This window comes from Bradyrhizobium centrolobii, assembly GCF_001641635.1.
Taxonomy (GTDB): Bacteria; Pseudomonadota; Alphaproteobacteria; order Rhizobiales; family Xanthobacteraceae; genus Bradyrhizobium; species Bradyrhizobium centrolobii.
The window spans coordinates 65,066-75,903 of record NZ_LUUB01000070.1 but is presented as its reverse complement, the minus strand read 5'-3'; the positions used below and the strand labels follow the sequence as shown (position 1 = coordinate 75,903).

The 10,838-nt window shown below is 61.9% G+C and carries 10 protein-coding genes; all 10 read right to left on the bottom strand.

Translation table 11 applies throughout. From position 1 onward, the window contains the following. On the bottom strand, positions 1-719 hold a 719-nt coding region (locus tag AYJ54_RS22920), incomplete at its 3' end, for an ABC transporter ATP-binding protein (protein ID WP_063702408.1). Between the two features lie 226 nt (positions 720-945). Further along, positions 946-1,683, bottom strand: a complete 738-nt coding sequence (locus tag AYJ54_RS22915) for an SDR family NAD(P)-dependent oxidoreductase (RefSeq protein WP_161491893.1) — start codon at positions 1,681-1,683, stop codon at positions 946-948. A gap of 266 nt (positions 1,684-1,949) precedes the next feature. Continuing rightward, a complete protein-coding gene (locus AYJ54_RS22910) occupies positions 1,950-2,180 on the bottom strand; it encodes a hypothetical protein (protein ID WP_136623871.1) in 231 nt (76 codons plus the stop codon). 433 nt (positions 2,181-2,613) lie between these two features. Further along, a complete protein-coding gene (locus AYJ54_RS22905) occupies positions 2,614-4,002 on the bottom strand; it encodes an MmgE/PrpD family protein (protein WP_063702386.1) in 1,389 nt (462 codons plus the stop codon). Positions 4,003-4,024: 22 nt separating this feature from the next. Beyond that, on the bottom strand, positions 4,025-5,179 hold the full coding sequence (locus tag AYJ54_RS22900) for a CaiB/BaiF CoA transferase family protein (RefSeq protein WP_063702384.1): 1,155 nt from the start codon (positions 5,177-5,179) through the stop codon (positions 4,025-4,027). A 114-nt stretch (positions 5,180-5,293) separates the two neighbouring features. Then, entirely contained in the window at positions 5,294-6,064 is a 771-nt protein-coding gene (locus AYJ54_RS22895; RefSeq protein WP_245329104.1) for an HTD2 family dehydratase, read from the bottom strand. Between the two features lie 41 nt (positions 6,065-6,105). Further along, positions 6,106-6,804 carry an alpha/beta fold hydrolase gene (locus AYJ54_RS22890; RefSeq protein ID WP_161491892.1) on the bottom strand — a complete coding sequence of 233 codons (699 nt, stop codon included), beginning with the start codon at positions 6,802-6,804 and terminating at the stop codon, positions 6,106-6,108. 97 nt (positions 6,805-6,901) lie between these two features. Beyond that, complete coding sequence (locus AYJ54_RS22885) at positions 6,902-8,119, bottom strand: FAD-dependent oxidoreductase (RefSeq protein ID WP_063702381.1); 1,218 nt, start codon at positions 8,117-8,119, stop codon at positions 6,902-6,904. A 106-nt stretch (positions 8,120-8,225) separates the two neighbouring features. Next, on the bottom strand, positions 8,226-9,452 hold the full coding sequence (locus tag AYJ54_RS22880; RefSeq protein WP_201724245.1) for an NAD(P)/FAD-dependent oxidoreductase: 1,227 nt from the start codon (positions 9,450-9,452) through the stop codon (positions 8,226-8,228). Beyond that, positions 9,449-10,807 carry a cytochrome P450 gene (locus AYJ54_RS22875; protein WP_082905814.1) on the bottom strand — a complete coding sequence of 453 codons (1,359 nt, stop codon included), beginning with the start codon at positions 10,805-10,807 and terminating at the stop codon, positions 9,449-9,451. The genes AYJ54_RS22880 and AYJ54_RS22875 overlap by 4 nt, the downstream gene beginning before the upstream one ends. Between the last annotated feature and the right edge of the window lie 31 nt (positions 10,808-10,838).

Here is a 10,838-nt window from a genome sequence, read left to right as displayed (position 1 = left end):
AGCTTCTTGCCGAAGTTCAAGGCGACGACGTGATCGGCGATCGACATCACGAGGCCCATGTGGTGCTCGACCAGCAGCACGGTCATGTGACGGTCGTCGCGGATGCGGCGGATGAGGTCGCCGAGCACGTAGACCTCCTCGTGATTGAGACCGCCGGCGGGTTCGTCGAGCAGCAGGATCTTCGGATCGGCCGCCAGCGCCCGCGCCAGCTCGACGCGCTTCTGGGTGCCGAACGGCAGGCCCGCGACGGTGGTGTGGGCGACGTCTTCGAGGTCGAGATAGGCGAGGATCTCCTGGACCTTCTTGTTGACGCCTGCCTCGCTGCGCCGGACCCAGGCCAGCCGCAGCGAGTCGCTGATGATGTCGCTGGAGGTCTTCGAATGCGCGCCGACGCGGACGTTGTCCATCACCGAGAGGTTCGGAAACAGCGCCACGTTCTGGAAGGTGCGGCCGATCCCGATCTCGGCGATCCGGTGCGGCGGCCGCGACAGGATGCTGACGCCCTCCATCAGGATGTCGCCGGACGAGGGCTGATACAGCCGCGAGAGACAGTTGAACAGCGTGGTCTTGCCGGCGCCGTTGGGGCCGATCAAGCCGAGGATGGCGCCCTTGTGCATGTCGAAGGACACGCCGTTCAGCGCGACGATGCCGCCGAACACGACGCTGACGTCGCGAACCGCGAGCTGCGGTCGTCGATCGACTGGATTCAACCGAGTCATAATGGAAGGACCGAAGGACAACCGCCCTCACGTGGCCGGCAACTAGCCGACCGCCGCAGGCGGGACGGCGGCTCCCCCTCTCTCCAACGCAACATTCTCCCCTCCCGTTCGCAATCATCTATGGTGGACGCTTCGCCCAAGGTCTCAGATCGACTCCCGCGTAACCGTGGCGAGCATCGGCGATGCATGACCTCAGAATGCTTCGATCGGCCAACGTGTGATCGCACTAGACACGAAAGACGGTCGCCGACGCTCCCCCATCGACGGCAAGGACCTGACCCGTGATGAAGCTGGCTTCGTCGCTGGCAAGAAAGAGGCATGCTGCGGCGACCTCATCCGCATGCCCCGCGCGGCGGAGAGGAGTCGATTGAACGGAGTACTTTCTGAATTCGGCATTGTCGCGCAGACGCGCTTCGGTGCGCGGCGTTTCGATGATGCCGGGCGCAACCACGTTCACGCGTACGTCGAAGGCGGCGCAATCGTGCGCCATCTGCCTGCTCAATCCGATGACGCCCGCCTTGGTTGCCGCATAGGAGGCGTTGTTGGGAAATCCAAGCATGCCCTGCACCGACGATATGTTGACTATCGACGCGGCCATCTTTTGCGAGCGGCACAATCGCAGGAAAGGTCGCGAGATGCGCAAAATACTCTTTAGGTTGGTTTCGACAATGCGATCGAATTCATCGTCCGTCGTATCGTAAACGGCGGTCGTACCGGCGATGCCCACATTGTTCACCAGCACATTGGGGCAGCTCGGGATCCTGGTCGCGGCCTCGAGGATCGCTTCACCCGAGCCAGCTCGGCTGACGTCGGCCACCACGGCAATTGCAGTCGCTCCCGTCGCTCTGCAAAGCTCGGCCGTGTCCTCAAGACCTTCGGACAGGCCGGCCGCGATCACCGATGCCCCCTCCTGCGCGAAGCGAACAGCCGTGGCACGACCGATACCCGAACCGGCACCGGTCACGATGGCCGTTTTCCCAGCAAGCCTACCGCCCATCTCTCCCTCCACCGCACAATGTGTAACGCGCTGTGCCCTGAACCACGGAGAGGGCCGGATAGCTGCTCCGTTCTTCTGCAATCGAGACTGGGCACGAGCCTGTTGCTTTCGCTCCGATAAATGCTGATGGAGCTCGCCGCACCAATGGCATTGGCGAGCTGCCGCAGCTCGAGCTTGCTCCGAGATGTAGGCTTGAAGACCGACGAAAGCGTCGATGACAAAATGCCGGATCGCTACGCAAGATCGGCGTAATCTTGCTTGGCAAACCCCAACGCAAGCGCATCCTCAAGCAAACCAAGCCGCGAGAGACCCTCGAGTGCCGACCAATGGTACGTAATCGCACGCGGCGTAAAGACGGTCTCACGTCCGATGGCGACCGGGACCTCAGCTTGCGTAAGACCCAAGGCGGTCACTCGACCAACAGAATCCGCACCGACGATCGCTACGCTGTCTATGGCTGCCACGTTTGCTCCCTGAGGCTCTTGCTTGACCATCACTGTATGCGACCACCTGGGCGCAAGAAATGCTGCGGCCGAAAGAGAGTCTTGCGCGATCTGGAACTATCATTCAGGGGAGGACGGCACCGGTCGATCGCGCACTCGGCACAACCTCTGGCGGTGACTACGCTGTTTGCGATAGCCGCAAGAGTGGCAACGAGCTCGCGCTGAGCAGCGGGCTCGCATCGGAGCAAGGACAATATTCCGGCACGCGTCAGCCTTGAGGAATCAAGGGAGCATCGCAATCCGGATACCCGAGGTGTCGCAAAAGCCGGCCAGAGCCGGAGGCGCTTCAACAGCGCGAAGGCCGGCTGTGTGAGCGCGCAGCAGGAGTGAAGCGGTTCCGTGGGATGGGTGACCGCCCGGAAGCCCTAACGGTGGTCCGCTACATCGCGGCTGCTCACCCGCTTACCTTCAGTGCGTTGAGCAGGGTGGTGACGTCCGGAGCGTGATCCAGCTTCTCCACTGCCGAGATGAGCGCGTTGGCCAGGGCCGGGTCGATCGGATCGATTAGGTCGTGTGTCTTCGTAACTACCTCGGCGTGGGTCATCGGCTGCACGGCCGAGCCCTTGGCAAGCGTCGGGTTCCCCGCGGACATGGCGATCGTCGTGCCATCGGTGAGCTCGATGTGCAGCCGAGGGCCGTCTTCCAGGCCGATAGACTTGTCCAGGGTAAAGCTGATCCGGTCGAATACACGGCGTACCTCGGGCTCGTTGAGCCTCGGCGGCTCAAATTGGCCGAGGCCGGCCTCGCCACTGACCAGTGTCACACTCACCGCATAGGGCAGGCTGAACTGTGCATCGAACACTGTCTCGATCGGATAGACATTGACCATGTCATAGGCGGTCTGCCCAGCGGTGATGTCGACGCGCTTTACCTTGTTCGCCCGCAGGCCGTGGCTGCTCATCAGCCCGAGCACCGTGTCGATCGTGGAGTGACTGCCGCGGCAACAGGCGTAGGGCTTGAGGTAGGAAGAGGCGACGTTGAGGTTGACGCCGAGACCATCCAGCGCTTTCTCCCGGAATCCCGTGCCACCGTTGTAGGTGGTGAAGAGCCCACCGAACTCCGACTCGAAGATCCGGTGCGGACCGCTAATGCCACCCTGGGCAAGCAGGGCTGCATTCACACCGGTCTCGCACGCCTTTCCGGGGTGAAGGCGCTTTGTCATCGCGCCGTCGTCGATGAATGCCCACACGCCACCGGTAAAGGAGCCCGCGATGCCTAGCGCATTTGCAAACTTCTCGGCGTCCAGCCCGAGTACCTTGGCTGCGGCTGCCGCAGCGCCGAGGCTTCCCATCGTGCCCGACGAGTGCCAGCCCCGACCGGTATGCGCCGCGAAGCCGCCGATCGCGAGCAGCGAGCGATATCCGACGTCGTACCCGGCAATCGTCGCGAGCAGGAAATCCCGCCCTGAGGCGCTCGCTGACTCGGCAACTGCCAGAGCAGCCGGAATAACGGTCGATCCGGCATGTCCTGCCCCGCCACCATCGTCAAAGTCACGGGCATGCGCCGATGTGCCATTCGCGAGCGCGGCCTGGGAAAGCGGCAGCCGATCCGGCGTGCCCCACACTGTCGCGCCAGCTTGTCGCCCATTCGCCGTGGTGAGTACGCGGATGACACTGGCAGCTTCCGACGTCCGCGCGCCCGCGAGAGCAACGGAGAGAGTATCAAGGACGTGATCCTTGATGCCCGCGATATCCGCTTCGGGGATGTCAGCCCAGGTTAGCCCCGACCACAGCGCCGCGAAGCGCTCGGTCAAGGTGCCGATGCCGTCGGTGTCAAATGCCATGGTTGCCTCTCCAGGGCGAGCGTTAGGCTGGCTTTGAGCCAGCAGTGAGTTCCCGAAGGATTGCGGCAGTGTGCTCGCCCAACTGCGGAATCGGTCCCATCCGAGCCTCCCAGCGATTGCTGCGCCCCGGCGGAAGGAGGGCGGGAATCTCGCCGGCCGGACTGCCGACGGAGCGCCAGCGGTCGCGGGCTCGCAACTGTGGATGCTGCCACAGCCCCGCCATGTCATTGACCGACGCATTGGCGATGCCTGCCTTGTCGAGGCGTTCGAGCACCTCGGCACGGTCCAGGGACTTGAACTTGTCGAGGATGATGGCGTCCAGCGCCTGCCGGTTGGCGTTGCGCCGCGTATTGCTGTCGAAGCGCTCGTCCAGAGCCAGCGCCTCATCGTCGAGAACGTCCGCGCAGAAGGCGCTCCACTCCCGCTCGTTTTGCAGGCCCAGCATCACCGTGCCATCGCCGCCGGTCGCGAATGGGCCATAGGGGTAGATGCTGGCGTGCGAGGCGCCTGCCCGCAAGGGCGGCGATGCGCCATCGAACGCGTAATACAGCGGATAACCCATCCACTCGGTCAGCGCTTCCAGCATGGACAGGTCGATGTGCGCCCCTTCGCCGGTTTTATTGCGCAACAACAGCGCGGAAAGGATGTTGCTGTAGGCGTACATGCCAGCGGCGATGTCGGCGATCGAGTTGCCGGCCTTGCTTGGCGTGTCGGGCGTGCCGGTAATGGAGAGAAAGCCTGCCTCGCTCTGGATCAGCAGGTCGTAGGCCTTTTTGTCGCGGTAGGGGCCGTCGCCACCGTAGCCCGAGATGTCGCACACGATGAGCGGGGGATGCGCGACGTGCAGCGAGGCGTAATCGAGCCCCATGCGCGCCGTGGCGCCAGGCGCCAGATTCTGCACCAGCACGTCTGCCTGACCCACCAGGGCCTTCAAGGCCGACAGCCCCTCCGGGTCCTTGAGGTCCAGGATCAAGCTTTCCTTGCTGCGGTTGGTCCAGACGAAGTGCGAGGCCTCGCCACGGACCCGATCGTCGTAGGCGCGGGCGAAGTCGCCCGTGCCGGGCCGCTCGACCTTGATGACGCGTGCCCCGATGTCCGCGAGCTGGCGTGTGCAGAAAGGCGCTGCGATGGCGTGCTCGAGGGATACGACGGTGATGCCTTCTAGCGGCAATGACATTAGGGGAAACTCCGGCGTTCTAGGTCAGGGCCGCGGTTGCCTGCATGGCCAGCCAACCTTCATGATCAGCCGCCCACAGGCCAACCGAGCGCCCGTCTGCGGACGGCGCGCCATTCAGGCTGAACGATTTCCCGTCGAACGTGGGACGAACAGCTTTGAACTGGAAGCCAGCAATTTCCCGGCCCGGCGCCTGGCGTCGCACCAAATCAAAAGCGTTGCGATGAGCGGTCCGTGAACCACCAAGCCAGGATACCCTTCAACCTTGGTCACGTAATCGCGGTCATAGTGGATGCGATGTCCGTTGAACGTCATGGCCGAGTAGTGGAACAGAAGAACATCATCCGGCTCGACATTGCGCTGCCATGGGGCGCCAGCCTGTGCTGGCGTTGGAGCGGGCTCCGCATCGCCGGGGCGCTTCGCTTCACGATAAACGATGTCGTGAAACTCGGTGATCGCTGGTCCAGTGTGACCACCGCGAAAGAGTTCATGGCGCACCTTCACGAACACCAGACGACCGGTGCGCCCATCCTTGATGGCCACATCGTCGATCGTCGACACCCGTTTGACCTGGTCGCCTACTCTCAGCGGCGCATGGAATTCAAATTGACCGCCCGCCCACATCCGACGCTGTAGCGGCACCGGCGGCAAGAAGCCGCCTCGGCGAGCATGGCCGTCCGGCCCTAGTTCGCTTTGCCGGTGAGCGGGCAGAAAATACAGCCAATGCCACAGCGGTGGAAGCCGCATCCCCTCGGGTATCTCGGTCTCCGGGAGATCCAACATCGCGCTAAGCGCCCGGACCGGCGCACGCGTGATCTCATCATTGAGAGTCTCGCTCCGCCCGATCCATTGGCGCAGATGCGAAAGATTAGTCATTGCGTCGCTCATTTCCTATTGTGCCTCCTGAATACGTTCGGCCACAGAAATGATCACGCCGCACCTTCAACTCGCCTTGAAAGCCAGTCGCGCAAGCTTGCTGCCACCATCTCCGGAACTTCGACCGTCGAAAGGTGCCCGCAGGGAAAGATTTCCAATTCCGACCCTGGTACTGATCGCGCGATTTCATTGGCGAGGCTCGGTGCTGAAATGCGGTCTTCATCACCTGCTATGACGAGGGTCGGCACGGCGATCTGCCGCAGCTTGCTGCGTTGATCCAGGCGATCAAGCACAGCCCGTTGTTGTCGCAAATACCCGTCTCGGCCAACCGTACGAGTCATGGCAGCAGCGAGGGTCGCGAGCTCCGCCTTACCTCCAGCGACGATCTCCCCGAGCTTGTCCGCGACCGTGTCGAACAGACCGCGCTTGGCATCCTCGAGAAAAGCAGTTGAGCGTTGCAGCTGGAGCGGAGACGCGGGTCTCGCATTCGTATTCACAAGGGCCGCTCCCCCCAAGCGGGCGTCCCCACGTAGCGCGACCTCCAGCGCCACGTACCCACCCATCGAAATGCCGGCAATCACAAATTTGGCGGGAGCATCCGCCAGAATCTCGTCAGCAAAGTCGGCGATCGATTTGCCGCTGCACCGGGCAATGTTTGGCTCGACTATGTCGGAAAGCCGGTCAATGACGGGCTGCCACAGGCGTCCATCGGCCGCCAATCCAGGAACGAAGATAACCTGATGTTTGCTCAAGAGATGCTCCATGTCATATTCGGGAACCTCAGGCTGCGCACCATCAGGGAACGGATCGCGCGATCCAGAGGCGAATGTTTAGACCGGTTGGAAGAACTCAAATAGTCTCGCGCTGCGGAGACTTCTTAAGCGTGACTGGCGGCTCAGAACTCATCCGGGACGTCAACATCAACCGTTCGACCAATGTCGCCTTGTCGGCGGCAAGGCTTCGAATCTTCGCCATATCGGCTGCACGCTGTGCAGGATCGCTGGTATCAAAGATCATGCGCTTGTTTTCCGATGCGGCAGGTGAGACGACCTCCAGAAAGACGCGACGACGGTCTTCCGCATACTGGTCGAGCACCTCATCGCCCGCACTGCCCTGCACCACGGCGGCAAGAGCTTTGTAGAGGACGTACACGTCGAACAGCCCACCAACGAGGCCGTAGCCCCCGCTGGGATTGGTCGCATGCGCAGCATCGCCCGCGAGCAGCACCCGTCCAACGCGAAACGTCGTGGCCGCGCGTTGGTGCATTCGATAGGGTGAATAGGCGTGCAGCGTATAATCCTTCGCGGCCGGGACAATCACCTTCAAGAACTCACTGATGCGCTCCGGGATGCCGTCCTCCGGCAGGTTCAAGTCCTCGCTGTAGGTACATCGCCAGAGATCATTTTGATCCAGCTTGACGATGATGGCTCCATAGGTCGAATCGATCAGAAAGGTGGTTCGAGCAAAACCGTACTTGGCAAAATCGAGATGGAGATTGGCCGCGACAAAACGCTTCGGCCAAGTCATGCCCTCGAACTCCAGGCCCAGCCTGGTTCGAACCGTACTGCCAGCACCATCGGCTCCGACAAGCCAGCCACTGCGGAACTTGAGCTCTCCATCAGGTCCAGTGGCTACAACCGACACGCCCTCGGCATCCTGCTCGATGTCCGTGACGTTGACGCCCCAGTGAACAGTCACATTCGGGTAGGCCGCGAGCCTTCGCAGCGCAATCTCCGCGAGCCGATGCTGACCGAGATGAAGGTTGTATGGAAACTTCGCGAGACCTTCCAACACATCCAGGCTGAAATCGATTCGTTCACCGGTCGCAAACTCGATGTAGCTGTAGTCCTGCTTCGAGAAACCGAGTTGGAGCGCCTCGTCCAGCAGACCCAACTCCGACAAGCCTTCAAGACAGGACCAGTGGTACGTGATTGCGCGCGGCGACGCGACGATGCCCTTCGCCCGCTCCAACACGCTGACGGTGATTCCGGACTTCGCCAATCCGAGCGCAGCGATCAACCCGATAGGGCCAGCGCCGACGATTGTGACGGCCTCTGTAGAGGTCATGATTATCCTTTTCCCCTTTGGTATTCGTTATGAACCACGTCCTTCTACGAAGCTTGCGCGACGCCGACGTCGCGAACCCACAAGCAGATGTGTTGGGAGCCGCGCGTCATAAGTCCTCTCGAGAGATGAGCGAACTGGCCGCCTGCCAGCTCAACTCACTTTTCAGCATCGTTCGGATCTTCACGAAGTCGGCACGACGCTCGAACGCCAACACTCCGGTGACGATCTCGCCCTTCCTGTACAGGAAAAGGGAGCCACCTGAATTTCGACTCTCGGCGATCTCTTCATCGCCCGCGCGATGGCCAGAAAACTGGATACGCACGCCATGCTGATCCGACCAGAAGTATGGAATGTTGGCGCAGACCTCTAGCGGCGATCCAAGAATGTCATTTGCGGCGTTGACGCCAGCGACACGCCCCTGCTCTGCTGCATTGGTCCAATGTTCAACCCTCATCTCCGCACCCCAACGCCGGTTCGGCCACCGGACCGCATCGCCTGCCGCGAACACGTGATCGGCCGCCCGCAGCGTGCCGTCACAGACGATGCCGTTCTCGAGGCGCAAGCCCGACCTTTTCAACCACTCGGTCGAAGGCCTAACGCCCACGCCGACGACAATCACGTCGGCAGGGACTTTGGTTCCGTCGCTCAGCTTCAATACGCGACTGCCGTTGCCTTGCTGCACGACATCGGTCACCTGCTCTCCAAAGTGGAGCTCGATGCCGGCTCCTCGGTGAAGCGCCTCGTAACTTCTGAATACGGCATCGCCGAACCTGCCCAACGGCTTTCGCGCAAGATCGACAAGCGCGACCTGTCGTCCTTCGTTCGCCACCATTGACGCCAATTCACCGCCGATGAAGCCCGCACCTACTATGGCCACGGACTTCAGAGGATCGGCGAGTGCACGACGAAAAGATATAGCGTCTTCGTAACGTCTGAGCGAGAACACATCCGGCAAGCCGGACAATGCAGGCGGCATGACTGCCTCGCAGCCCGTGGCAACCACGAGCGACCGATACTGAAGCGCCCCGGACGAATGGCGTATCGTCCTTCCCTCGACATCCAGCTCCTCGGCCCTCGTACCGAGCATGAAGTTGACGCCGTGGCTCTTCAGGTCGTTGACGGCCGGATAAATCAGTGCATCGAGCAACAGCGGTTTCGTCAGGCCTACTTTCGACAGAGGAGGACGCTCGTATGGAGGATACGTCTCGTCACTGATCATCGCGATGGTGAGGTCGGGGGCATGGCGAGCGACCGTCTGCGCCGCTCGTAACCCAGCGATCGACCCACCGACAATTGCTACGTCACAAGACGTCTGCGGCATCGCCGTATTCATTTCCTCAGATCGACGGCAAGCGACTTTACAAGCCACCGGCCGCCAACCTGCGCGACCTCCGTCGCGTCGTCGACGACGACCGAGTTCGGGTAATGCGTTGCGAGATAGCGGACGACTTCCTCCATCTCGACCCGCGCCAGGCTCTGGCCCAGGCATCCGTGCGCACCCGTACTGAACGTGAGCGGTTGATTTCTCTCTCTATGCAGATCGAACTCGCCAGGCCGCTCGAAACGCTCCGGATCACGGTTGGCCGACCAGATAGCGACGTGAACGTCCGTGCCTTGAGGGATCACCGTTCCGTCGAGATCAATGCTTTCCGTAGCGATCCTGCTCACGATGCCGGGCCTGGGAAAGAGCCTTGTCGCCTCGACGACCGCCGCCGGGATCAGCGATGCATCGTTTCTGATCCTCGACCAGATGTCGCGATTGCGCAGGAGAGCCCAGACGGTAAGGCCGATCTGATGCGAGGTGTTGACCGAACTGGCCTCGAGCATGGCTGTCGCCTCGTTCAGGAGCTCCTCCGGCGAGAGCTTACCTGCCTCCTGCTCCTTGATGAGAAAGGAAAGCATATCGCTACCGAGGCCATCCGCTTTCTTGCGAGCGAACAGATTCCGCAGGTAGTCGAAGAGCTCGTCATACGCCGCCAAGATCATGGGCGCGAGGCTCCGGTCTCGGCTGAGGAGCGACAACGTACGCGCTGAAAGGCTCGCAACTTTCGGGGCGTCGCTCGTCGGGGCACCGGCCAGGTGACAGTAGATGCGCGCGGGAATGGGATCTGCAACGGCCGTATGGAAAGGCACTTGACCGCTCATGCCATGCATGATGTCCCCCAGGATATCCCTGAGAACGTCCCTGATAGTCTCCACGGTATTGGGCCCCATGAAGCGGGCCAGGGGTGCCCTAAGCCGCATATGTTGCGGCCCTTCCGCCATGAGGACGCTTCGGGCACGGAATTCGTGCACGGGCCCGGCCGTAATGCCGAACTGCTCCATGAGATCGAGGGCCGCATTTCTGAACCGCGAGTCGCGCAGCACGCGCGCGGCGAGCGCGTAGCTGAGCACGACATATCCCGCCGACCCGAAGCCCAGTGGCTTGCCCTCGATCGCTCCACCCATATGCGGCTGCGGCTCCGCCGAGAACGGCTCGACGGCTGGCAGCGCATCCGACCCGCGCGAGATTGCCCCCATCGGACAGCACAAGATCACTTCCTCGACCTCGTCCTTGCGATTTTCCTCAACCTCGCTCTTGAGCAGCTTCAAGGTGCCGTCTCCGCCGATCTCGAAGACATCCGGCATTAGCGCCGCGCACGAACCATTGGCATCGCACCTGGCGAAATCCACCTTGATCTTGATCATCGCGACGAGCCTCCCAACTCAAGCAAGCGAC

What these genes read in the sequence shown, in the direction of transcription:
- AYJ54_RS22895 (WP_245329104.1), bottom strand. Translation starts at nt 6,064, where the DNA reads ATGAGCGACGCAATGACTAATCTTTCGCATCTGCGCCAATGGATCGGG.
- AYJ54_RS22885 (WP_063702381.1), bottom strand. Translation starts at nt 8,119, where the DNA reads ATGACCTCTACAGAGGCCGTCACAATCGTCGGCGCTGGCCCTATCGGG.
- AYJ54_RS22875 (WP_082905814.1), bottom strand. Translation starts at nt 10,807, where the DNA reads ATGATCAAGATCAAGGTGGATTTCGCCAGGTGCGATGCCAATGGTTCG.
- AYJ54_RS22900 (WP_063702384.1), bottom strand. Translation starts at nt 5,179, where the DNA reads ATGTCATTGCCGCTAGAAGGCATCACCGTCGTATCCCTCGAGCACGCC.
- AYJ54_RS22880 (WP_201724245.1), bottom strand. Translation starts at nt 9,452, where the DNA reads ATGAATACGGCGATGCCGCAGACGTCTTGTGACGTAGCAATTGTCGGT.
- AYJ54_RS22905 (WP_063702386.1), bottom strand. Translation starts at nt 4,002, where the DNA reads ATGGCATTTGACACCGACGGCATCGGCACCTTGACCGAGCGCTTCGCG.